This is a genomic window from Sulfobacillus thermotolerans (assembly GCF_039623705.1).
GTDB classification, from domain to species: domain Bacteria; phylum Bacillota; class Sulfobacillia; order Sulfobacillales; family Sulfobacillaceae; genus Sulfobacillus; species Sulfobacillus thermotolerans.
On sequence record NZ_CP133983.1, the window covers coordinates 731,677 to 754,392 of the forward strand.

Annotated in this window: 19 protein-coding genes; 11 read left to right on the forward strand and 8 right to left on the reverse strand. The window is 53.4% G+C overall.

Features of this window, described 5'->3' with window-relative positions; all coding sequences use genetic code 11:
- Nucleotides 1-2: 2 nt before the first annotated feature.
- The gene (locus ORD20_RS03675) at nt 3-2,801 is read right to left on the reverse strand and encodes a 2-oxoglutarate dehydrogenase E1 component (RefSeq protein ID WP_242968234.1); all 2,799 of its coding nucleotides are present in this window, start codon (nt 2,799-2,801) and stop codon (nt 3-5) included.
- A 281-nt stretch (nt 2,802-3,082) separates the two neighbouring features.
- Here ORD20_RS03675 and ORD20_RS03680 point away from each other — a divergent pair, with 281 nt between their 5' ends.
- Both ORD20_RS03680 and ORD20_RS03685 read left to right on the forward strand, forming a co-directional pair.
- Nucleotides 3,083-3,823 (forward strand): sulfite exporter TauE/SafE family protein, encoded by a 741-nt coding sequence (locus tag ORD20_RS03680; RefSeq protein ID WP_103374165.1) that lies wholly within the window; start codon nt 3,083-3,085, stop codon nt 3,821-3,823.
- 24 nt (nt 3,824-3,847) lie between these two features.
- Nucleotides 3,848-4,756, forward strand: a complete 909-nt coding sequence (locus tag ORD20_RS03685; RefSeq protein WP_103374164.1) for a DMT family transporter — start codon at nt 3,848-3,850, stop codon at nt 4,754-4,756.
- 57 nt (nt 4,757-4,813) lie between these two features.
- Here ORD20_RS03685 and leuD read toward each other — a convergent pair whose 3' ends face one another.
- The 3 genes from leuD to ORD20_RS03700 all read right to left on the reverse strand — a co-directional run bounded on the left by leuD (nt 4,814) and on the right by ORD20_RS03700 (nt 7,175).
- Nucleotides 4,814-5,398 (reverse strand): 3-isopropylmalate dehydratase small subunit, encoded by a 585-nt coding sequence (gene leuD, locus ORD20_RS03690; RefSeq protein WP_103374163.1) that lies wholly within the window; start codon nt 5,396-5,398, stop codon nt 4,814-4,816.
- Nucleotides 5,395-6,867 carry a 3-isopropylmalate dehydratase large subunit gene (gene leuC / locus ORD20_RS03695; RefSeq protein WP_173677052.1) on the reverse strand — a complete coding sequence of 491 codons (1,473 nt, stop codon included), beginning with the start codon at nt 6,865-6,867 and terminating at the stop codon, nt 5,395-5,397. Before leuC ends, leuD begins: the two co-directional genes overlap by 4 nt.
- Before the next feature lie 161 nt (nt 6,868-7,028).
- Nucleotides 7,029-7,175, reverse strand: a complete 147-nt coding sequence (locus ORD20_RS03700; RefSeq protein WP_158246129.1) for a hypothetical protein — start codon at nt 7,173-7,175, stop codon at nt 7,029-7,031.
- Between the two features lie 367 nt (nt 7,176-7,542).
- Between ORD20_RS03700 and ORD20_RS03705 the strand changes: the two genes are divergently transcribed.
- The 3 genes from ORD20_RS03705 to ORD20_RS03715 are packed head-to-tail and all read left to right on the forward strand — an operon-like array spanning nt 7,543 to nt 11,280.
- Nucleotides 7,543-8,574: a lysylphosphatidylglycerol synthase transmembrane domain-containing protein gene (locus ORD20_RS03705; protein WP_103374161.1), complete on the forward strand. Its 1,032-nt coding sequence runs from the start codon at nt 7,543-7,545 to the stop codon at nt 8,572-8,574.
- On the forward strand, nt 8,558-9,100 hold the full coding sequence (locus ORD20_RS03710) for a glycosyltransferase family 2 protein (protein WP_430626518.1): 543 nt from the start codon (nt 8,558-8,560) through the stop codon (nt 9,098-9,100). The genes ORD20_RS03705 and ORD20_RS03710 overlap by 17 nt, the downstream gene beginning before the upstream one ends.
- Entirely contained in the window at nt 9,097-11,280 is a 2,184-nt protein-coding gene (locus tag ORD20_RS03715) for a hypothetical protein (RefSeq protein WP_430626519.1), read from the forward strand. The genes ORD20_RS03710 and ORD20_RS03715 overlap by 4 nt, the downstream gene beginning before the upstream one ends.
- Nucleotides 11,281-11,293: 13 nt before the next feature.
- On the opposite strand, the gene ORD20_RS03720 is transcribed toward ORD20_RS03715, so the two are convergent.
- Together ORD20_RS03720 and ORD20_RS03725 are read right to left on the reverse strand one after the other, a co-directional pair.
- On the reverse strand, nt 11,294-12,187 hold the full coding sequence (locus tag ORD20_RS03720; RefSeq protein ID WP_207654601.1) for an NAD-dependent epimerase/dehydratase family protein: 894 nt from the start codon (nt 12,185-12,187) through the stop codon (nt 11,294-11,296).
- Nucleotides 12,188-12,285: 98 nt separating this feature from the next.
- On the reverse strand, nt 12,286-13,386 hold the full coding sequence (locus tag ORD20_RS03725; RefSeq protein WP_103374157.1) for a DUF763 domain-containing protein: 1,101 nt from the start codon (nt 13,384-13,386) through the stop codon (nt 12,286-12,288).
- Between the two features lie 146 nt (nt 13,387-13,532).
- Here ORD20_RS03725 and ORD20_RS03730 point away from each other — a divergent pair, with 146 nt between their 5' ends.
- Complete coding sequence (locus ORD20_RS03730; RefSeq protein WP_369825225.1) at nt 13,533-14,165, forward strand: DNA-3-methyladenine glycosylase; 633 nt, start codon at nt 13,533-13,535, stop codon at nt 14,163-14,165.
- Here the strand turns inward: ORD20_RS03730 and serA are convergent.
- Together serA and ORD20_RS03740 are read right to left on the reverse strand one after the other, a co-directional pair.
- Entirely contained in the window at nt 14,162-15,721 is a 1,560-nt protein-coding gene (gene serA / locus ORD20_RS03735; RefSeq protein ID WP_103374155.1) for a phosphoglycerate dehydrogenase, read from the reverse strand. The genes ORD20_RS03730 and serA overlap by 4 nt on opposite strands.
- On the reverse strand, nt 15,721-16,872 hold the full coding sequence (locus tag ORD20_RS03740) for a pyridoxal-phosphate-dependent aminotransferase family protein (protein WP_103374154.1): 1,152 nt from the start codon (nt 16,870-16,872) through the stop codon (nt 15,721-15,723). The genes serA and ORD20_RS03740 overlap by 1 nt, the downstream gene beginning before the upstream one ends.
- A gap of 450 nt (nt 16,873-17,322) precedes the next feature.
- Between ORD20_RS03740 and ORD20_RS03745 the strand changes: the two genes are divergently transcribed.
- From ORD20_RS03745 to ORD20_RS03765, 5 genes are read left to right on the forward strand one after another with little or no spacing between them, the layout of a single operon-like run.
- Nucleotides 17,323-17,853 (forward strand): sulfocyanin-like copper-binding protein, encoded by a 531-nt coding sequence (locus tag ORD20_RS03745; RefSeq protein ID WP_430626520.1) that lies wholly within the window; start codon nt 17,323-17,325, stop codon nt 17,851-17,853.
- A gap of 20 nt (nt 17,854-17,873) precedes the next feature.
- Nucleotides 17,874-19,880: a molybdopterin-containing oxidoreductase family protein gene (locus ORD20_RS03750; protein ID WP_430626521.1), complete on the forward strand. Its 2,007-nt coding sequence runs from the start codon at nt 17,874-17,876 to the stop codon at nt 19,878-19,880.
- Nucleotide 19,881: 1 nt separating this feature from the next.
- On the forward strand, nt 19,882-20,796 hold the full coding sequence (gene ftcD, locus ORD20_RS03755; protein WP_103374152.1) for a glutamate formimidoyltransferase: 915 nt from the start codon (nt 19,882-19,884) through the stop codon (nt 20,794-20,796).
- Nucleotides 20,797-20,812: 16 nt separating this feature from the next.
- On the forward strand, nt 20,813-21,211 hold the full coding sequence (gene acpS, locus ORD20_RS03760) for a holo-ACP synthase (protein ID WP_158246127.1): 399 nt from the start codon (nt 20,813-20,815) through the stop codon (nt 21,209-21,211).
- Nucleotides 21,183-22,688, forward strand: a complete 1,506-nt coding sequence (locus ORD20_RS03765; protein ID WP_158246126.1) for an NAD(P)H-hydrate dehydratase — start codon at nt 21,183-21,185, stop codon at nt 22,686-22,688. Before acpS ends, ORD20_RS03765 begins: the two co-directional genes overlap by 29 nt.
- Nucleotides 22,689-22,716 lie beyond the last annotated feature (28 nt).

The following is a 22,716-nucleotide window of genomic DNA, read 5'->3' on the forward strand; positions in this document are numbered from 1 at the left end:
TCCTAACGGCTTATCGCTTCTTGAATAATACGGTGTTGCTCCGCAGCATGGCGTTGCGCATAACCTTCCGCTGGCGCAGAATGAGCTGGCCGACCGACATAGGTCAACGACAGGCCATGCAAAGACGGTGCGGCGGTCGTGGCCACATAGGTCCATGCCCCCATGTTTTGCGGCTCTTCTTGCACCCAGTAGATTTCTTTAAGATTTGGCAAGGACGCCACTAAATCCGAGAGTTCGGCCGCCGGGAAGGGGTACAGTTGTTCTAAACGGGCCATGGCTAACCATGGTGTGCCTCCCTCCACCTCTTGGGCCGCTTGCCGTACTTCAATCCCAATTTTACCAGAGCTAAGCACAAGGCGCGTGATCTCTGCAGGATTGGCGACCGGCATGGCCCATAAGGCTTTAAACGACCCGTGCGTCAGTTCCGCAGCGGCTGAAGCTGCTTGAGGATTGCGCAGCAAACTCTTAGGTGCCATAACGACCAGTGGACGAGGACGCTTACCAATCCAAGCGGCTTGAGAGCGCAGCAAGTGGAAATACTGGGCCGCAGATGTTGGAATCGTTACCCGCCAATTCTCGTCCGCTGAGAGTTGCAAAAAGCGTTCAAGACGGGCGCTGGAATGTTCAGGCCCCATGCCTTCATACCCATGGGGTAAGAGCATAATCAACGACGAGGTTTGCAACCACTTAGAACGTCCCGGTCCGATAAATTGGTCAAAGAGCACTTGAGCGACATTGGCGAAGTCTCCGTACTGGGCTTCCCAAAATACCATCGTTTCAGAGGCTTGCGTGCTGTAGCCGTATTCGAACCCTAGCACAGCGGTTTCCGACAACGGGCTATTCGAAATGAGAAACGATGCCTGTGCTTGGGGCAAATGATCAAGAGGGCAATACTTTTCCCCGGTTTTTACATCATGTAGCACTAAGTGCCGTTGACTGAAGGTGCCACGTTCAGAATCTTGCCCGGTAAAGCGGATAGGCGTCCCCTCGGCCAAGATTGTAGCCATCGCCAAAGTTTCCGCCAGGGCCCAATCGACACCTTGTGGAGCGGTAAAGGCTTCTTGGCGTTTGGCTAAAATACGGTCCAATTTAGGGTAGACATGGAACCCGGCCGGGCGTTGCAACAAGGCCTGATTGATCGATTTGAGCAATTCCTCAGACACCGGGGCTGGCTCTGGGTTAATGGGATCTTCGGGCATTACCCCTCGTTTCGTGAGCACGGCTTCTCCCCGTGTCAGGGCTTGGTATGTCGAACGAAATTCCTCTTGGATGGCTTCAATAATTTGTTCAACAGCTTGATGGGTGACAACGCCTTCGCGTTCAAGTTGTTGCGCATAGACTTCCGCGGGCACAGGATGCGCTTGAACCGCTTCATAGAGCAATGGCTGCGTCACACTGGGATCATCACCCTCATTGTGACCCCATCGACGATACCCGACGAGGTCAATCAAAAAGTCTTTATGAAACTTCTGTCGGTAAAGGTGCGCCATTTTTGTCACGCCGAGACACGCTTCAGCGTCATCCGCATTGACATGGACAATGGGGATTTCAAAGCCTTTGGCAAGGTCGCTGGCATATAACGTACTGCGTCCTTGATCGGGTTCTGTGGTAAATCCCATGACGTTATTCGCGATAATGTGCACTGTGCCCCCCGTGTTGTAGGCGGCCAGCCGGGATAAGTTTAAGGTTTCTGAGACGACTCCTTCTCCGGGGAAAGAGGCGTCACCGTGAATGAGTACGGCTAACGCGTTGTCAGGGTTTTGAACGGGCAGTCCTGGCTGTTCGCGAGAATCTTGAACCGCTCGGGCCATGCCTTCTACCACAGGGTCAACAAACTCTAAATGGCTGGGATTGTCTGCGAGCGTTAGATGCATTTCCACCATGTTCGATTCTTGCATGACCTTACGTGCACCCAGATGGTATTTCACATCACCGGTCCAGCCAAAATTGATGCCTGATGATCCCGCGGAGGGGACGAGGTCTTTGTTGGGCGCACTATGAAACTCTGCAAATATATCAGCATAGGGCTTGCCTAGAATATGGGCTAAAACGTTCAGACGACCCCGGTGGGCCATGCCGATGACAACATTGCGAATGGCGGTTGTCGATGCGGACAAGTGAATTAGTTGATCCAACATCGGGACCATCGCATCGGTGCCTTCAATAGAAAATCGCTTTTGACCGGGGAATGTATGATGTAAGAATTTCTCAAATTGGTCTACCGCGATGAGGCGCCGCAATAATGCGCGCTTTTCAACGGCCGAAAGGTGAGGGCGCACTTGGTTGGAGTCCACGTAGTTGTCCAGCCATTGTCGTTCTTCTGGATTATGCACATGGCTGAATTCATAGGCTAATGTACCTGTATAAAGAGAAAATAAGTATTGAATCACATCCCATCCTGTGCGCAGTTCGGGTCCACATGTAGGCCACAGACTTTGTGCCGGAATGCGCTGCAGTTTTTCCGCCGTGAGTCCATAGGTTTCCAACTGCAACAAAGGAGAGCTGGCCACGGAGGTGTCTAACGGATTTAAGTGCGCTTGCAAGTGGCCCAGGTCGCGAATATTACGGGCTAATTCCGTACCTTGCCGGATGATGTGGAGAGTTTCCTCATCTACCCCTTCCACCACGGCATCGGGTTCAGCCAAATCCATAGGTGGCGGACCCCATTCCGCAAAAAGATTGCGCGTCGCCTGGTCAACAGATTCTGGATTGCGTAGATAATTTTCATACAGCTCAATAATATAGCCAGCATTCGGTCCATAAAAGTCCTGCCATGATGTATGGTGCACGCGAGCCGCCATGATTTCCATCTCCTTCTTACCCTTTGTGAGGATAACCCGAACCCCAGAAAATATCCTCGCCTCGAAAAATCTTCCAAGACGCAGTGCTCTACAGCGCCCTTGTTCGGTTCTTACTATACTGGTCCAATGCTATTCTGGCTAATGACTGTTTTCTATGCGAAAGTAAACTTTTGGTTATGGTAGAGCTTTTAGGGTGCTCGGTCAACTTGTCAGATATTCGCTGGTCGCGTAAAATTTCATCATCTTTACTAAGCGTGTTTGAAAGACATGGGAGGGTTCTAATGCATTTTGGTTACTTTGCGGCCAACCCTTACCTGTGGGCCTTTCTGATTGTCCTGGCAGCCTTCGGCATTCGAGGCATGTTAGGGTTCGGTTCCGGCCTGATTTCGGTATCGTTGTTGATTTTTTTTCTGCCGATTAAACAGGTGGTGCCGGTCGTTTTTCTATTGGATGGGGTCGCGTCGTTGGCGCTTGGTTCCTACGATTTTAAGGAAATTCGGTGGAAGGAAATCCCTTGGTTGTGGCCTTTTACCATTCTTGGACTAGTCGTAGGGGCGTGGATTTTAAAAGCCGAATCGGCTCAGAGTGTGACGTTGTTGCTCGGGGTGTTTATCCTTTTGTATGTGCTGTACGCGGCGCTCACGCGCCCGGAACGGTTACCGCAAGCCCCGCGGCAGTGGGGGGCGCCCTTGGGATTTTTAGGAGGCGTAATTGGTAGTCTCTACGGTGGAGGCGGTCCCTCGATTGTGGCTTATTTTCAAATGCGGCATATGGATAAGCGAGCATTTCGAGCAACCTTTCAATTCATCGCAGTGACTGACACGGTGGTGCGTGGCTCGTTATACTTTGCTTTAGGACTCTTGAGTGCCCAAACCGTTGTGACCTCCGCTTGGCTTCTGCCGGCCGTAGCTTTAGGGTTAGTGGGGGGCAATATTTTGCACTTCCGGATTGATGCTAAGAAGTTTCAGATTATGGTGTTGCTAGTGTTGGCCTTTGCGGGTCTTCGACTCGTCGTGGCTTAAAGTCGAATTCCGGGGGAAAGAGGAATGCGCGCTCACCTCTTGCGTACGCAGCAGTATCCAGACTTATTATCGTTGCTGGCGATGAATCTGATATGGGCGGGAACCTACCCAGCGACAGGACTGGCCTTAACTGCGGCGAGTGCCACATTTCTTACGATGTTTCGACTCTTGGCAGGGGCCTTGGTGTTTGCGCCTTTTCTTTTCAGAGGACGCCCGTGGACCGCGTCTAAGATTGTGCGAACCTTAGGGCTTGGGGTCATTGGGTTTTCTTTGCCGCTTGTGCTGCAGACGCAAGGATTAAGGGCGTCTACACCCGCGATGGCCGCGATTTCGATCGCGTTAGAACCCTTGTTGACGGCATTAATGGCCAGTCTGCTTTTGAAAGAACGGCTACCCAAGGCACGCAAATGGGCGTTGGCTTTGGCGGCTGTGGGGGCGTGGGCCGTGGCCGGCTTTCCTCGCCCAGGAGTTCAAGGCTACGGGATGGGTGATGGATTACTGGTGGCCGCTCTGGGGTGTTTTGCCATCTATAACGTGTATTCTTCATCGCTGAGTCGTATGCTTTCGCCACAACAGGCCACAGCAGCAACGTTTGCCGGTGGATTCTTAGGAACGGTTCCGCTGTGGTTAGCCACCGGAGCACAGGTGCCCCATCACTGGAGTGGACCCCCTTTGTGGGCGGCTTTGTATTTGGCGGTGTTGGGCACCGCAGTGGCGTATTTTCTATGGATGTTGACCGCATCTCGGATTCCTATGGCGATTATGGCGTTATTTCTTTATATACAGCCGGTGTTGGGCGTGGTGCTATCGGCTTGGATTACGCCTGAGCCTATGACAGGATCGTTTTATTTGGGGTCTGCGGCGATTTTGCTTGCGTTGTATCTGGGACGGGACGTTATACCTGCAGCACCGCTAGACGAGCAAGCCATGTAAAGGTCTTTTTTACGAGGGAAGAAGCAGGACCTCCTTTAGGGGGAGGTCCTGCTTTTATTAGCCATGTTGTACTTCGTATTGAGCAATGAGGTCTTCATGCTGTAACGTGCGGCCGATATCATCTAATCCTTCGACCAAGGTTTGCTGGAGATACGGATCAAGAGAAAATGCATAGGTTTCTCCTTGATCCGTCCGGATTTCTAGGTTTTCGACATCGACCGTAAGGTAAAATGGTTCCGCCTTTTCGGCTTGCGCCATTAAGTGCGTAACCGCGTCTTCGGCCAGAATGAGCGGCAACATGCCGTTTTTGAAACAGTTGTTATAGAAAATGTCCGCAAAGGAGGACGCGATAATCACGCGGAAACCGTAATCCGCTAGAGCCCACGGAGCATGCTCCCGCGACGAGCCGCACCCAAAGTTGCTACCGGAAATCAAAATGCTAGCACCTGCATATTGAGGACGATTTAGCACAAAATCCGGATTGGGTTGGCCCTCTAGGTAACGCCAGTCGAAAAACAGAAATTCGCCAAAGCCTGTGCGTTCGACCCGTTTGAGAAATTGCTTGGGAATAATCTGATCCGTATCAACGTTGGCCCGATGCAGGGGGGCGACCAAACCGCGATGTTGGCGTAATGGGGTCATAGCGATGCCTCCTCTTTAGATACCGTGCGGACATCCACAAAGTGGCCAAATAACGCTGCGGCGGCGGCCATTTCGGGACTGACCAAATGAGTTCGCCCGCCTTTGCCTTGGCGTCCTTCAAAGTTGCGGTTAGAGGTGGAGGCGCAGCGTTCGCCGGGTTCGAGAATGTCTGGATTCATGCCCAGGCACATACTGCAACCGGGTTCTCGCCATTCGAATCCCGCTTCCTTGAAAATGACATCAAGTCCAAGCTGTTCGGCTTGCCGTTTGACTTGTCCTGAACCAGGCACGACCATGGCGCGTACATGGGGATGAACGTGTCGGCCTTTGACCACTTCGGCAGCCCGTTGCAAGTCCTCTAATCGGCCATTGGTGCACGAGCCAATAAAGACGCGGTCAATGGCAACATCTGTGATGGGCGTGCCGGGTGTCAGACCCATATATTCCAGTGCATACTGAGCGGATTCGCGCTCTGTCGGATTGACAAACGTGTTGGGATCGGGAATGGTTTCGTCAATACGGAGCACCATGCCGGGACTTGTCCCCCACGTCACCAAAGGAATGAGGTTGTCCAGTTCCACGGTCACCGTACGATCATAAGAAGCCCCGGGATCCGTAGCGTAGCTCAGCCAACGGGCCGCGGCCGCATCAAAGGCTTCGCCTTGGGGTGCATAGGGGCGACCCTTTAAGTAGTTGATCGTTGTGGCATCGGGGGAAACCATACCGGCTCGTGCGCCTGCTTCAATAGACATATTGCATAACGTCATGCGCTCTTCCATGCTGAGTTCATGGACCGCGTCACCTGTGTATTCAATGACGTAGCCAGTGGCGCCAGACGTGCCGATTTGCCCGATAAGAGCCATAATCATGTCTTTCGGCGTCACCCCAAAGGGGCGTTTTCCCGAAAAGTGCACGGCCATGGTTTTTGGACGCGCTTGTACCAAGCATTGTGTTGCTAAGACATGCTCGACTTCGCTCGTTCCAATGCCAAAAGCTAAGGCGCCAAAGGCCCCGTGCGTGGCAGTATGGCTGTCGCCGCACACAATCGTCATACCTGGTTGCGTTAACCCTTGCTCGGGTCCAATAATATGCACGATGCCTTGATCGGGGTGGTGTAAATTAAATAGTCGAATCCCAGCTTCCACGCAGTTTTGTTCCAATAAGTCCATCTGCCGACGTGCAATGGGATCAGCCACCGGCACGGAACGGTCCGTGGTGGGAACATTGTGGTCCATGACCGCAAAGGTTTTGTCAGGCCGTCTTACCGTGCGGTGATGCATTCGCAGACCTTCAAAGGCCTGTGGTGAGGTTACTTCGTGAACTAAGTGCAGGTCAATATAGAGTAATGCAGGTTGACCCGGCTCTTGCATGACAACGTGATCTTCCCAGATTTTTTCGAATAATGTTTTTGGAGGCAGCGAAATCACCTTCTTTGTTATTGATAACCTCTCCACACTGTGGAGGAGCATAGAGTAAAAACGAGGCAGGTAACGGACGGCCTATCATAGGCAGTACCAAGTATTAAGACGACTGCTACATCGTCGAAACACCCATTATTGCACCGAGGTGTTCAGAAAAATATACACTGTTCGTGAAGCAATGCCAAGGGAAAGAGAAACCAGGACGGCAATTACTGTTGCTCGTCCTGGCTTAATCCAGTAATTCGCAGAAACCATTTCCCGAAGACAGCAAAGACAAGAGTGACCACAACGACTGCCACAATTATAATGGGAACCGTGGCATGACTATTTAATGCTTGTGGAATTGATGGCCACATTGGGTATCCCTCCCAACTGAAAGAATACAACGGGCGTGCCGCCGCTATGAGTGTATTATAACCTGTTTCCTAAAAAATGTTTGCGTAAATGGATACGTCATGATTGCAGTATGCCAACGTGAGCAAGGCGGGTGGAGGACCTTGGGATGTATGGTTGGGTACACTATGAGCGGGGAATTTATGGCTTGATTTTGGGTTTTTGGGAGAAAAAATTCGGTTGTCGCTTCCAAACGATGTCCTTTGGATTGTGGAAATTGAAAGTTCAGCTATGCTTCAGCTTGCTTTCGCAGGAATCAGATATGATAGGGATAGTGCGATCGGCAAGGGATTTGAGCCTTATTGGACATTAGGGTAAAGGAGGAACAGCATGCAGGCATGGAAGCAGCAAGGCGTGCGGATCAGCCGTTCCAAATGGTTGGGGGCGCTGATTGTGCTCTTGTTGACAGGAATGGCTGTGGTGCTGTTCTTTCACAAAATTCCTGTGCATGCCATTGAGGCAGCATGGGACCGTCTGTCCTGGCCGGTGCTCCTGTGGGCGCTTGGATGCCAGATCGTGTTTGTCGAATTGCGTACGTTGCGTTTTTCCAGGATGGCAGGGTCTTTGCAGGCCACAGCCCAAGAGGTGGCGGCGCGACCGTACCAGTGGTTTGGGCCCACCGCCGCTTATTCCATGACGTGTAGCGTGTTTCCCGGGGGCGTGGGGGAACTTCTGTTGCCGCTCTATTTGAAGCCCTATGGAGTGCCAGGAAGCGCCAGCCTAGGGCTGGCGGTGGGTGGACGGCTATTTGACGTGGGATGGTCGGTTATTCTCGCCTTCGTCTTTAGCCTGTGGCTGTTGCCCCAACATGGTTGGACAACCGTTCGGTTCTCTCTTATTGTAGGGGCCATCGCCATGCTTGCGGTGATTCTTTTGATCCGGTTGGTTAACGGGGAACGCATGATCCAACGAGTGGAACAGCGTCATTTGCCGCACTGGATGGGGAAAGTCATCACCGCGACGTTTCGCGCTCAAGCGGTGATGACGCGCTTATCGTGGATTGACATGGTGGTCTTGTCTTTAATCACGATCGGCATGAAGATATCGAGCACGTTGTTTTATCAAGTGATTGCCCATGGTTTGGGGTATTCTGTAGGGTTTTTCCATATTGGAGCTGCCATGATGTTTTTTTCTTTGTTCATGGTCTTTCCTTTGCAGGGCGTGGCGGGATTTGGCACCACCGAAGCGTGGTGGATGTTAGCATTAACGCTCGTGGGAACGCCGCTGAAAGAGTCTATAGTTTTAGCGCTAGCGTTTCATGTGCTAAATCTTCTTTACGTCTCAGGTCTAGGCGGCATTTATATGCTAGCGCGCTTGCGTCCTGCTGTGGGTATGATCCACAGGAATGCCAAAGTTAAATGATTTTGCGTCTTATGTACGGGTCAATCGGGGGCAGGGTGCAGCGTTGCGGGTGGGCTATCACCTGGCTATTGAACATGGCGCGCAATATATCGTGACTCTCGATGCCGACGGGCAGTATGATCCCGAAGAAATGCGCGACTTAGTCGAACCCGTGTTAAATGACGAAGCCGATTACGTGCAAGGCTCACGCCGTATGGGTAATTATGTAACAGATGATATGATTCGCGTGTTGGGAGTTTATTGGTTTAACTGGCTCATCGGCATATTGATTAAGCAAAAGATTACGGACTCGTCCAATGGATTTCGGGCCATTAAAGCGCAAGTGCTTAAAGATTTGTCGTTAAGCGAAGATCAGTACCATGCGGCCGAACTGCTCATTTTATCCATGCGTAAAAATTACCGAGTCATTGAGCGTCCAGCGTCTATGTATCCACGGACATCGGGTCATACCAAAAAAGGTCATAATTTGACCTATGCTTACCATTATGCGCGTGTCATTTTCAAAAGCTGGCTTCGCGCCATATGATATCAAGCCCCATTCGGTCCCAGCAGTGGGACCGTAAAGACATTTGGGCTTTGGCGTTCTTGGTAGGGTTTCCTATGTTGGTGGCCGTCGGTCTTGAGCCGGGACTTTTGACGCTACATGGGGACAACCTCATTCAAAACTATCCCTTGCGGACTTTGGTGGGTAAAATCCTCCGCGAAGGGCATTTGCCTTTGTGGGATCCATATATTTGGAGTGGCACGCCGCTTTTAGCGGGGTTTAATGCAGGCGCAGCGTATCCTTTGACGTGGCTTTTTGCGCTATTGTCTGGACCTTGGGCATGGACGTTGACCATTGGCATTAGTTACGCGGTCGCCAGCACCGGCTTTTACACGTTTTTGCGCGTACTCGGTCGCAGTGTGTGGGCCAGTTTGTTAGGGGCATGGGCTTTTGCGTTCGGGGGGTTTATGGCCGCCCAAATGGTGCATCTCGAAACCTTGCAAGGGGTCGGATGGTTGACCTGGGTGGCCGTGGCCTTATATCAAATAGCCCACGCCTCGACGCCTCGGATGAAATGGGCCTGGGTGTTAGCGTTAGGGGTGTTTGCGGGGGCTGTCATTTTGGCGGGCAGCCCCGAACCCATGGCTTATGGCGCAATTTTTTCTGCCATTTTGGCCGCGTTTTTTGTTACCAGCACGGCTTACAAGGGAGCGACGATGGCCGGATATGGTGTGGCCGCCGCCATTGCTTTATTGCTGGGGGCAGCCCAGTGGGTGCCTGGGGAGGCTTTTATTCATCTATCGCAGCGGTCCCACGCCAGTTTTCAATTTTTCGGGTCCATGTCCGCTTTTGCGGCGGACCGCCAACGCCTGGCCAAAGTCTTTGGGGTGGTACTCGCCAGTGTTTTTGCGTGGGGCTTGTGGGAGGCGACGTCTCGCCTTTTTTCCTTCATGGTGCCGTATTTGATCGTGAGCGTATTGCTGGGCGCCGCCGCGGTGGCTGTGATAATAGGGTTGCCGCGCGTGCCCGAGCGTTGGCGGATTGGGATTTTGGCTCTGTTTACCGCTGTGGATTTGGGATTGTATGATGCAGGACAATATTGGCTCAATGTACCCAAACCGTCTGTCGCCACGGGGACCGGATATCTCGTGGCCAAAGCCCGGGCTGAAGTTCCGGTAAGGACCCGTTATGCTCTGTATAATCCGGACCTGAATGACTACCGGCAGGTTGATGCTATTGGGCAGCCTGACCTCAATATTTTAACGGGGCTGCCCAGTTTTCAGGGCTATGGGTCACTCGTATCCAGCCGTTATAACAATGCGACCGGAGCGCATTTGCAAGCGACGTTTTCGCCTACGGTTCTGAATCTGCCCCTTATCAATCAGTTGAATGTTAGTACGTTGTTTACGGTTCCGTCGTCGTTTATTCAGAGGGTACCTTTATCATGGCATCCCCGTACACACGTTGCAAAGCCCTTGGCAACCGCCGAGAAGCCATGGTTTTTTGGGAAAACGCTTGACGTGACGGCGCTGCACTTGGACATGGTAAAGCCCTTAACAGCGTCAAAAGGACGTTGGCGAGTGGGACTTTTGGTATCTGGGTCTGATAAAGAAAAGTGGCTGACACCGCAGGTACGGTTCTCAGGGCAAACCGTCACGTTGTCATGGCAAGCGACACCTATGGCCGGACTGGCGATTCATAGTCCTGGTCATCGACCGATTGATGGGGCCATGATTGTAACGTCCGAGGGCAAGGCCTACCGGATTACGGGGCCTCTACAGAATATGATAGCATTTCCCAAGTGGCGATTTGTGGGTACCATTGGGGCGTTTGGGGTGTTCCGCAATACAAAGACTCAGGGCATGGTGTGGCTTACAGGGCCAGGCAAGGCGGAAATCGTTCACCAAACGCTTCAAGCTCAAGATACTGTCGTAGTGTCTGCGCCGCGGGCGACGACGTTAATCCGTAGTGAAGCGTATCAGCCCGGTTGGACGGCGACCATCACGGGGCCCCATCTCGATAAAACAGAGCGTGTAGAGCCCGAAGGAGTGATTCAGGCCGTGGCGATACCAAAAGGCCGATACCAAGTCATCTTTCGGTATCGGCCCCGCAGTGTTCGTATAGGGCTATGGGGTTCTGGCGTGGGCATTGCGGTGGTCGTGCTAGGCGCTCTTACGCTATGGGCTACACGCCGCCGCAACATGTCACGTACGATGATATGACGCATAGTCTCGATTACGAAAAGGTTTGGAAGTCTTCCCACACGGCTTTGAGGCCCTCAGGTAAGTCTACTTGAGGTGCCATGCCTAAGCTTTTGAGACGAGCAGTATTGACGATTACCGCGGGCATTTCGCCAGGCATCGCGGCAATGTGGTCGACCTCAATAGGTCGTCCGACGGCTTCAGAGGCCAGTTCACACAAGGTGTTGACGCTGACGGAACGGCCAAAGCCCGTCGTCAACGGGCCTGTAATATTCTTGGTTAGGGCGTTGACAAAGACCTCAACCACGTCGCCTAAGTAAATATAGTCGCGTACTTGCTCACCATCTCCATAGATATGCACGGGGGTTTGTCCCAGCGCTGCGCGCATGAGGCGTGGGATCATACTGTCTTTGTGCATCATCCCGGTCCCATAAACATTGGTCAAACGTACGGCACACCCGTAAATACCGTAGGAAGCCGTGTAAGCCGAGATGAGCATTTCCGAGGCAGCTTTGGTGGCCCCATAGGGTGTTAGGGGCTGCAAAGGCATGTCCTCATTGATGAGGCGAGAGCCTACATTGCCAACCACGGCATTGGACGAGGCAAATACGAAATTCTTGACGCCAAGTTGACGGGAACGCTCTAGCAAGTCGGCCGTCATCTTTAGGTTTGTTTCATAGACTTGATATGGAATGGGGATGGACTTTAGCACGGAGGTAAACCCAGCCAAATGGATCACGGCGTCCGTCCCTGGGGTTAAACTTTGTTCGAGAATAGTGCGGTCAAGAAGGTCCCCTACGACTTGTTGCACGTTAGGGTGTCGGGATGGGACCAAATCCGCAACGACCACGTCCATCCCCATCGCCATAAGGCGGGCTACTAGAGCGTGCCCGATAAAACCTGAGCCACCAGTCACTAAAATGCGCAAATTTATCGCTCCTTTAACATAACAACCTTGCCTAGCACATTCGACGGGCGGATGCTAGGGAATAATACACGGCGAATCATAGCACAAGCCAGCGAATTTTACGATTCAGGGGTATTTAAAATGTCTAGCCGGGCGAGACGGCGCAAGCTGTCCATTTTCGTTCGATCCTCGACTTTTGCGCGAGAAATGGCTTGTTCGAGTACGGCCAGCGATGTCTCATAGTCATGGCGATCTACGGGGAAGGGAATACCGTCTTTCCCGCCATGCGCAAAACTGTAGCGCACGGGATCGTGATAGGTGAGGGGCGATCCGAAAACGACCTCGGAGACCATGGCTAATGCGCGCATGGTACTGGCGCCGACGCCAGGGATACGGAGAAGATCTTCGTAATTGTGCGGTGCGTGGTCATAAATTTGGTACAAAATTTTGTTGAGGTATGACGCAGACGGAATGTCGTGATGGGCAGGCATGACCAATTCGGCCTGTCCTTGTTCCCGGCGCAACTCGCGCAGTGCCAATAACACCTCTTCGGGATGCTGCGTCAATTCGACGCAATGCCCTTGTATCTCCTGGTTATGGCGGTCAGTCAAGTCCAGCACGTATGGCAGGCTTCGCCCCACAATGCCATGATGCGGCTCCACTGTGTAGGCCGTGACGGTTTGACTGAGCCAATGGTAACGGCGGGCCGTTTGATTGTCGGCGTTCATGCCTTGTTGGATGACAGTCCATTGGCCCGTCTTATCAAATAGCATGACATGATGATAGAGTTGATATCCATCTTGCACAAGCGCATTATCGACTTTCGCCACCATGCGGCTTACATCGGTTAATGGATGAATCGTAGTGGGGAGGCCTAACGCATCCCCAATCTGCTCAATTTCCTGGGGCGTGTTGCGCGACGCTTTACCTTTTCCCCCAACAACAAACAGTCCCAGGTCATGTTGTTTGGCGGCGAGCCCTTCCTTGAGCGCTCCAAGGCCGACGGTCGTGAGGCCCGATGAGTGCCAGTCAAACCCGATAACGCTGCCAAAGGCTTGAAACCAAACGGGATCTGCCATGCGCCGCAAGGCTTCGGCCGTACCAAATTCGTAGGCGACAGCTTCGATGATCGCGGCACTAAGCCGGGTCATTTTCTGGAATAACCAAGGGGGACAATGCCCACCGTGTAGCGGTGACATCGCTGTTCCCATTTTGGGCATGTGAAAAAACGCCTCCTTATTTTGATTGTAACAGGTAAGGCGGTGCTGGCAGCACGACGATTTTTTGTGATTGGCGTTGCAATATTTGGCATGGTTTTGGGCAAGTCATTACAATGAATTGAAGATGAAATGGACGTTGGAGGCGCATGATGCCCTTTCCTTGGCGAGGACCAGTGGATGTCTCATTCTTTTTACAGCCCACAAACGTGTTAGCGAAGGCGTTATTAGGAACGGTTTTGGTGCATGACACACCCGAAGGCCTAACGGCTGGACGCATTGTCGAAGTCGAAATGTATCAAGGGCCGTGGGATAAAGCGGCGCACAGCTATGGCGGACGGATGACCGAGCGCACTCGCATTATGTACGAAGACGCGGGGCATGCGTATGTCTACTTCATTTATGGCATGCACTATTGCTTAAACGTCGTGTCGGGGCCGCATGGCGCGCCTGAGGCGATTTTAATTCGGGCGTTGGAGCCATTGGAGGGATTAGAGCTGATGGCGCAGCGCCGCAGATTGGCTTGGCCGCGGAAAGGTCTTTGTGAGCTCACCAACGGACCTGGTAAATTGGCCCAAGCTATGGGAATTACCAAAAGACAATACGGATGGCATCTGGCTCATTCGGCTTTGCGCCTGTATCACGATCAGGACCCGTTGCCAGACAATCAGCTGGCAACGGGTCCGCGCATCAATGTGAATTATGCCGAGGAGGCTGCCCTCTATCCGTGGCGCTTTTGGGTGGCTGGGCATGCTTGCCTATCGGTTAAAAACCGCGCCTAGAAGACAAATACGTGGTGGATATCGGTAATTTGATTTAAATCCCGGACCAGGTCATCGGGGACCGTCTGGTCAAGCGATAAAATCATCAGGGCTTGGTGATTATTCTCCTGCCGGCCCAAATGCAAATTACCGATATTGATGCCGTACTGACCGACTAGGGTGCCTACTTTGCCGACTACGCCGGGCGCATCGTCATGCACCGTCATTAGGGCAATGTCTGGCCATGGCAGATCAACAGCCACCCCATTAATGCGCCGCAGACGGGGTACGTGATTTTCTAAAGACACTTCGGTCGTGGTTTCAGGATGGCCCTCGAGCCGGAGTGCCAACGTCGGCAATGCGTTTGCGTCGCGTTCTTCGACGAGCAGTTTGAGACCTTGTTCTTCAGCTTTGACGAGTGCGTTGACAGCGTTCACACGGTCGGCTAGCTGTTCGTTTAAAATTGCGGCCAAAACCGTTTGCTTGAGCCATGGCAACGCATTCTTGGGAATAGGGCCTTTTAAGCTCAAAACAATAGGCGCATGCAAGGTGCGATGCATTTGGGCAAAAATGCGGCCGACAATGCGAGCTCCCTCATCAAGCATGCCGAACTCATCGGGGGTTAAGGGAGGCACAGGCACATTGACGATATTGGGGGGGGTTAACCCTTGCAAGGCGGCGATAACCCCTTGCGCTGTCATCACGGCCACGCCAGTCATGGCTTCATGCGTGCTGCCTCCAAGGTGGGGCGTTAACACCGCCCGGGGATGACGGAATAGAGGAAAATCGGCGGGCGGCGGCTCTTGGCTGAACACATCCAACCCGACGCCAAGCAGGTGACCGGTGTCCATTAAGGTCGCTAAGGCTTCTTCATCAATCATTCCACCGCGCGCCACATTGATGACAATAGCGCCAGCGGGAAGAGTGGACAACAAGTCAAGGCCGATTTGAGGTCCTGACTTCGGGGTATGCAAGGTCAGGATATCGGAGACCGGCAGAAGCTCTTCGAGGGTTTCCATACGGGTAACATTGTGTGCTTGAAAAATCTCATCGGCGACAAAGGGGTCATAGGCATACACCTTCATGCGGAAACCATTGGCAATGCGAGCGGCTTCACGGCCAACCTTTCCAAATCCGATAATGCCTAAACGCCTTTCATGGAGCTCGCCTCCTAGAAATTTCTTTCGGCTCCACTCCCCGCTGCGAACATGAGCATCACCGAGGTGGACGTTGCGCAAGATGGCAAGCATGTGTGCGAAGGCCTGTTCGGCGGCCGCTACCGCGTTAGCGCCTGGGGCATTGATGACGGCAATGCCCAGTTCAGTGCAAGTCTTTAGATCCACGTTGTCGACACCCGAACCTGCCCGTGCGACGACTTTGAGCCGAGGATGACCGATTAGGGTCTCACGGGGGAGGCGATGTGCACTGCGCACAATCACGGCATCATAGTTGCCGATGATTTCGGGAAGCTGTTCTTTGGGGAGCAGGTCATAGGCATCGACATCGGCTACTTCGCGCAGGAGATCAATGCCTTCTTGACCAAGGGTTTCGGTAATTAAGATGCGGGGCCTCGTCATTATCGGTACGCCTCCTTTTGAATGGCCAGATTGTCGTGCCATACTTTCCAAGCTGCCTGCACCCCGTCAAGACCGCGGGGGAGAAGATGGGCTAGGGTGCTGAGTCCCTCAAACAATTGATTGGGCATCAGTGCGCCTACGTGGCCGATACGCACCATTTCATGATGCCATGGACCCATGCCACCGGCGATTTGTAGACCTAATACGGCTGTCTGATTCCGGAATTCTTGAGGCTCAAAGCCTTCTGCAACGTGCAGTGCTGTCACGGTGGGAGACGCGACTGCGGGGTCTACGGCGGGCTCCATGCCAGCGGCCGCACCAAAAGCATGGGTCATCTGCGCCATAAGGCGGTGCCGCGCGAGACGGGCCTCGACGCCTTCTTGTTCGAGCAGATTAAGGGCCTCTTCGAGGCCGTTCCACAATGAGACGGCGGGAGTGTAGGGGAATTGCCCGGCCAAATATGGTTGCAGGTCAAAGAATAGCCGACCCGGCCGGTCTTTTAACACGTGCTCACGAGCCCGAGCTGAGAGCGCTAAGATGCCGAGACCGGGAGGGCACATAAAGCCTTTTTGAGAGGCGGCGACAATGACGTCCACATCGTCTTGCTCAATCGTCAGGGGCACCGATGGCACACCACTGATGCTATCGACAATTAATAACGGGCGATTGGGGTGGTGTTTGAGCAGTTCGGCTAATTGTGTCACGGGATTCAACACGCCCGTCGAGGTTTCATTATGCGTCACGAGGATCCCTTTGATGTGGTGTTCTTCGTCAAGCGTTTCGATAACATGCTGGGGGTCAAACGCTTGCCCATAGGGCACGCGGATATGACGCACCTCGACGCCCATTTTCTCGGCGATATCGACAAAGCGTTCACCAAAGGCGCCTGTGCTCACGCCAATGACACGGTCGCCGGGATTAAAAAAGTTTTGGACAGCGGTTTCCAACGCACCCGTGCCGGTGGTTGGTATTACCGCGACGCCTCCATCTACTCCGACCTTAAAGAGGTCTTGAAGCTGCGCGGTGACATGATTCTTGACCCGTGTAAAGACCGCGCCACGGTGATCTGACATAGCTTGTTGCATGGCGAGGTTAACACTAGGGGGGACAGGGGTGGGGCCTGGTAAAAGAATTTGTGGTGGATACATCATTGGGGATTCCTCCTTAAGATTATGGGGTTTATTTTTATCACGCAAAACAAAAAACGCCCCTAAATTATTAGGGACGGTAGTCACCGCGGTGCCACCCTATTTGGCAGATCGATAGATTCTGCCCGCTCTTTGGCTTTTAACGCAGCTCCGCGATCAACTCATCGCTGATGTCCTCCTGGGTGGAATCGGGTTCGGGCAGCACATCGGGTTCCATCCTACCGACTTTCTAGAGAACCGCCCGGCTCTTCCCATTCATTGGCCGTTTGTGAAATTATAATCACAGGAGCGTGAAGCTGTAAAGAGTTTTGGCAAAATAAATTTGAGCGAGACAATACCAACCCCAACTTCCAGGAATTGTCCGCGGCGTTTTCTTGTCATTTTGTCAGCTAACGCATAGGATGAAGGAGATAAGGTTGGAGGTTGGACTACGAAACGAAAGAGGACAAGCACGTGAGAAAATGGTCATTCCTAGTTGCAGGGATTGCCTTGGCAGGTACGATGTCAGGGTGCGGACTCTTTGCAGGTCCCCCTCAGCAAAAAGTTCCTGCCATGGTGATACCGTCACCAAGTCATTCCCAAAGTGTGTGGATGCACGCCAATGCGGCACAACACACCGTGGATTTGACGGTGATTGCCGGGTATGCCAGTCAGGGCTTTAATCTTAATGGTACGGCCAACGGCGCGATGTGGGTCACAGTGCCAGAAGGCTGGCATGTGGTGATTGAATTTACGAATGATAGTGGGCTTGCCAATTCATTGGCGGTTGTGCGGGGACCGCAAAGTACACAAGCGCTGTTTCCCGGTGCAGGAACACCGCCGTTGGCGAAAGGAATTTCCCAGGGCCAACGGCGAACATTGAGTTTTGTGCCGACCATACCTGGCTCATTTCGTTTGGCCAGCTTAGTGCCAGGCCATGAATCATCAGGGATGTGGGCTCATTTCGTTGTGACACCATCGGGCCAACCCTCGTTGCGGCTGTGAACACGCCACACGACGAGGTCGTGCATCAAGTCTGCCCGCATGACTGTTATGACACGTGTGGTCTCGATGTCAAACGCGTGAACGGGCGCATTATGCGCATCACAGGGGCGAAAGACCATCCTATCACGCAAGGTTTTGCCTGCTTAAAAGTTAATCGCTATCTTGAACGACTGAACCATCAAGATCGCGTGCTGTTTCCCTTGAAACGCACTGGCCCCAAGGGGTCAGGGAATTTTCAGCGTGCCTCGTGGGATGAGGCCCTCGATGCGATTGGCACAAAAATGCAGCATATCGTTCAAACATATGGTGGCGAAGCCATTCTTCCTTATAGTTTTTCAGGCAACATGGGGGTGTTGAGCGAGGCGTCCATGGATCGGCGCTTTTTTAACGCCTTGGGTGCCTCACAACTGGCGCGGACGATCTGTACAGCCTCAGCGGATATGGCTTTGCGCTGGGTGTATGGGCAAAGGCTAGGGCCTGATCCAGAAACCATTGGGCGGGCTGCATTAATCCTCTTGTGGGGAAGCAACCCGGTTGTGACTAATGTTCATGAAATTCCTTTGTTAGATCAGGCGCAATCGCAAGGCGCTGACATTTATGTGGTCGATCCGCTTTACACGGACACCGCCGCCCGTTATGGTCACCATATCGACCTTAACCCTGGCAGCGATGTTGCTTTAGCGTTAGGTCTCGGTCGGTATTTAGTGGCCACGGGACAATATGACAAATCCTTCGTTGCCCAGTATGCGCAAGGATTCGACGCCTATCTCGAACGCGCGTGGCCGTGGACCTTGGATGAGACAGCCCGGGTTACTGGTGTGCCTGTGGCGACCATAGAGCGTTTAGGCGAGCGCCTGGCGAGCGTGCGTCCTTTGCTCTTGCGTACCGGGTATGGTGTACAAAGACAGGAGCATGCGGGAGAAGCTGTCTGGGCGATTTCTGCGTTGTCCGTGATCACCGGATCATACCGGGATGTGGGGGGCGGACACTTGCTAGGGAATGGCGATGCTTTTCCCCTTAACTGGGACCGATTAACACGCCCAGAATTGCGATCGGGAAATCCCCGCACAATTAATATGGTACAGTTGGGAGATGCCTTAACCCAATTGGATGATCCCCCTATTAAAGCTTTGATTGTGTATAACAGCAATCCCGCAGCGACGGCGCCGGATCAAGGGCGGGTTCTAGCGGGACTACGGCGTGAGGATTTGTTTACGGTCGTGCACGAGCAAATGTTGACGGACACGGCTCAGTATGCGGATTGGATATTGCCCGCGGCGATGGCCTTTGAAACCCTCGATCTCCATACGTCGTATTGGCACCGTTATATTCAGTTAAGCCCGCAAGCTGTATTGCCGGCAGGCGAAGCGGTATCGAATACCGAATTTTTTCGGCGTTTGGCTAGAGCCTGTGGATTTAAGGACGCTCCATGGTGTCAGGATAGTGATGAAGATCTGATTCGGCAAGCCCTTGATACACAGCATCCGTGGCTTCATGGCATTACGTGGGAAAGTCTGCAAAAACGTCCGGTGCAAAAAGTCAACCTTAAGGTGTCGGACCGTCCATTTTTAGATACTAAGGACCACAACGGTCCTCTCTTTAGGTTGTACCCTTTACCTGTGTTGCCGTTTACTCCACCTCAGACGCCAGCAGAATATCCTCTTGTTCTGATTACGCCTTCGCGCCAAAATACGATTAAGTCGAGTTTTGGTAATAATCCCCGGTTGCTTATTCGAGAGCCTAATCCCACCATTTATGCGCATCAAGAGGATATAGAGCACTTGGGATTGCAAGATGGGCAGCGCGTACGCGTCGAAAGCCCGACAGGCCATGTAATTTTGCAGCTGCGCGGCAGCAAGCAGGCACGACCCGGCGTCGTCTTGAGTTATGCCGTACGTTGGAACCAAGACGGGGGAGGCGTCAATATTAATCAGTTGACGAGTCAAACGCTGTCAGACTTTGGTGGGGGGGCCACGTTTTACAGTACGCGGGTGAGGATAATTCCCTGGGAAAATGAGGTCGAGTGATATGTGGATAGAATGTGTGCCCAATTTTTCAGAGGGTCGGCGTCTGGACGTCATGCAAGCCATCGCGGAGGCGGCCGCTAGTGCGGGAGCTCGGGTGTTGGGAATGGAAGGGGATTATGACCATAATCGGTCGGTGTTGACATTAGCCGGGGAGACCGCGACTGTCGAAGAGGCCGTACTGCGTGCGGCGTTTGTGGCGGTGTCGCAAATTGATTTGCGTCGGCACGTGGGAACTCATCCGCGGATGGGAGCTATCGATGTCATTCCTTTCATTCCCTTAGAGGGTACGAACATGGCGGATGCCGTCCAGGCGGCGCAGAGGGTGGGGGAGCGGTTGGGGCGTGAGCTTGGACTTCCCGTGTATTTGTATGAGCACGCGGCGACGATTCCACAGAGGCGTAACTTGGCCGATGTGCGGCGCGGAGAATTTGAGGGTCTGGCAGCGCGAATGTCCAGTGATGTGCCGGACTACGGCCCCTCGTCTCCCCATCCGAGCGCGGGGGCGGTAGCAGTGGGGGCGCGCAGGCCGTTGATTGCCTTTAATGTTTTTTTAAACACGACGGATATTCAAGTCGCGCAGGCCGTAGCTAAAGCAGTGCGTAATTCTAGCGGAGGGCTCGCAGGGGTCAAGGCATTGGCCATGGATACCGTCTCGCAAGGACAGGTACAGGTATCGCTCAATTTGGTCGATTATCCTAAGACATCTTTGCCGCGGGCTGTGGAAATGGTCCGGCAAGAGGCGCAGCAGTATGGCGTTAGTGTGGCCCGCACGGAATTGGTGGGGTTGATGCCCGTCCAAGCTCTATTGGATACGGCACGGTATTACTTGCAACAGCCCGACTTAACTTTAGAACGGATTTTAGAATGGCAATTAATGGAACAAATAGATGATGCGGGGCGGGTTGACAAGCCATGAGGAGAACGGGGCGGGCATGATTCACGGAATAGGCGTCGATGCGACGGAAATTGCACGGATTGCGAAAGCATTGGAAAACCCGCGTTTTTTACCGCGCATCTTTACCCCCGCCGAATCACTGAGCGTTGGGGACGGACCCGAAGCGGTTAGGCGTTGGGCGGCTCGGTTTGCGGCAAAAGAAGCGCTCATTAAGGCTTGCGGAGGGATTCGAGGTAGCCGCTGGACTGATATTGAAATCGTGCGCCAAGAGCATCATGAGCCTTTGGTGAGGGTTAAAGGTCCTTTAGGCGTGTGGTTGCAAGAGCGCCAATTGCACATCTGGATGTCTTTTACCCATGAAAGGCTTTATGCTATTGCCATGGTGGTGCTGGAGAAGAGGGAGGACTATGCGTCACAACCAGATATGGAGCGTTGAAGAGGCCAGGCATTATGACCGCCGGGCCCAAGACTTTGGGGTCGGGTTTCTGTCCTTAATGGAAGTGGCGGGCGCCAAAGCCGCAGCACGGTGGGGTACGCAACTACCGAAAGGTCGAGGACTCGTACTAGCAGGTCCTGGGCATAATGGCGGCGATGCGTTAGTTGTAGCACGCTACCTAGCCCGCGACCATGATACCGACGTTTGTTTTCCTTTGGCGGAGCCGCAGTTTGCGGGAGCAAAGGGTCTGAAACAAGCGGCTATTGCGCATGGTGCTAGGGTGGTGGAGGTTGATGACGTCATACCGTCGGTCGCGCACTATGCCTGGGTAGTGGATGGAATTTTTGGCACGGGTTTTCACGGGAATCTTGATCCAACCGTCGCGCAAATTTTTGAGGCAATGTCCGCAGCCGGTACGGCGATGTATGTGTTAGACATCTTGTCTGGCGTTGATGCCGATAGTGGGGCATATCAGGGGCCGCCATTGGCTATCGCGAGTACAGTCACCTTTGGCGGTGCGAAATGGGGCCACTTCGGGTATCCGGGTGCCCTCTACACGGGGCCATTGACGATCGCGGATATTGGATTGGAGTGGCCAACAAACGGTGACGGGTGGATTAGTCCCAAATGGGCGTATGGTCACAGACCTGTGCTTGCCGTGGGGGCTCACAAGTATCAGCGTGGACGAGTGGCTGTTGTCGGAGGCTCGGTGGCGATGACGGGCGCTCCTGTCATGGCGGGAATGGCGGCCTTGCGGGCGGGCGCAGGTCTTGTGCAACTCATTGTTCCGCACAAAGCCCGTCGACGCATGGCCGTACCGGAGCCGTTGATGGTATGGCCGTCGACGGGACGCGGATTATTGACCACCCAGGATTTAGAACAACTCATGCGTGCCGACGTCATTATCTTTGGACCGGGTATGGGGCGTGAGACGGGTGTTTTAGCGTTAGAACAGGTCGTGGGCTTGGGTAAGCCGTTAATCGTGGATGCGGATGGGCTATACTGGCTTGCCAAACGGCCGGACTTGAGGTTACCCGCGCGGTCGTTGTTAACCCCACATAGCGGGGAAATGGGCATGCTGTTAGGGATCAGTGCGGCGGTGGTCGATCATAATCGGGTCAGTGCATTTCACCAAGCCTATCGTCGGTATCAGACGACGTTGGTGCTCAAAGGGCTTTATACGCTCACGGGGGATGCCCAGATCCTAGTGAATACGGCGAATACGCCGGCGTTAGCCACGGCTGGGTCCGGGGACGTGCTAAGCGGTATTGTGGCGGGGATTTTAGCCTCAGCACCTCAAATGTCTAGTGCACAAGCGGCGGCGCTGGCCACGTATGTGCATGGGTGGAGTGGCATTCATGCCGCACGCCACCATGGCCGTAGCGTTGTGGCAACGGACCTGATTGAGTGCTTGGGGCAAGCGTGGCACAGTGTGGAAACCGAAGAGGAGCCTCCACAGTTGCCGCAGTGGATATAGCCTCATAGCCCAAGAGAACAGGGGGACC

Bases quoted from the DNA above. Each gene is read 5' to 3' on its own strand.
- ORD20_RS03730 (WP_369825225.1), top strand. From the start codon at position 13,533: ATGATGCCCTTTCCTTGGCGAGGACCAGTGGATGTCTCATTCTTTTTA.
- leuC (WP_173677052.1), bottom strand. From the start codon at position 6,867: ATGCTCCTCCACAGTGTGGAGAGGTTATCAATAACAAAGAAGGTGATT.
- ORD20_RS03740 (WP_103374154.1), bottom strand. From the start codon at position 16,872: ATGATGTATCCACCACAAATTCTTTTACCAGGCCCCACCCCTGTCCCC.
- ORD20_RS03700 (WP_158246129.1), bottom strand. From the start codon at position 7,175: ATGTGGCCATCAATTCCACAAGCATTAAATAGTCATGCCACGGTTCCC.
- ORD20_RS03685 (WP_103374164.1), top strand. From the start codon at position 3,848: ATGCGCGCTCACCTCTTGCGTACGCAGCAGTATCCAGACTTATTATCG.
- leuD (WP_103374163.1), bottom strand. From the start codon at position 5,398: ATGACCCCATTACGCCAACATCGCGGTTTGGTCGCCCCCCTGCATCGG.
- ftcD (WP_103374152.1), top strand. From the start codon at position 19,882: ATGTGGATAGAATGTGTGCCCAATTTTTCAGAGGGTCGGCGTCTGGAC.
- ORD20_RS03715 (WP_430626519.1), top strand. From the start codon at position 9,097: ATGATATCAAGCCCCATTCGGTCCCAGCAGTGGGACCGTAAAGACATT.
- acpS (WP_158246127.1), top strand. From the start codon at position 20,813: ATGATTCACGGAATAGGCGTCGATGCGACGGAAATTGCACGGATTGCG.
- ORD20_RS03765 (WP_158246126.1), top strand. From the start codon at position 21,183: ATGCGTCACAACCAGATATGGAGCGTTGAAGAGGCCAGGCATTATGAC.
- ORD20_RS03710 (WP_430626518.1), top strand. From the start codon at position 8,558: ATGCCAAAGTTAAATGATTTTGCGTCTTATGTACGGGTCAATCGGGGG.
- serA (WP_103374155.1), bottom strand. From the start codon at position 15,721: ATGACGAGGCCCCGCATCTTAATTACCGAAACCCTTGGTCAAGAAGGC.
- ORD20_RS03705 (WP_103374161.1), top strand. From the start codon at position 7,543: ATGCAGGCATGGAAGCAGCAAGGCGTGCGGATCAGCCGTTCCAAATGG.
- ORD20_RS03725 (WP_103374157.1), bottom strand. From the start codon at position 13,386: ATGCCCAAAATGGGAACAGCGATGTCACCGCTACACGGTGGGCATTGT.
- ORD20_RS03675 (WP_242968234.1), bottom strand. From the start codon at position 2,801: ATGGCGGCTCGCGTGCACCATACATCATGGCAGGACTTTTATGGACCG.
- ORD20_RS03680 (WP_103374165.1), top strand. From the start codon at position 3,083: ATGCATTTTGGTTACTTTGCGGCCAACCCTTACCTGTGGGCCTTTCTG.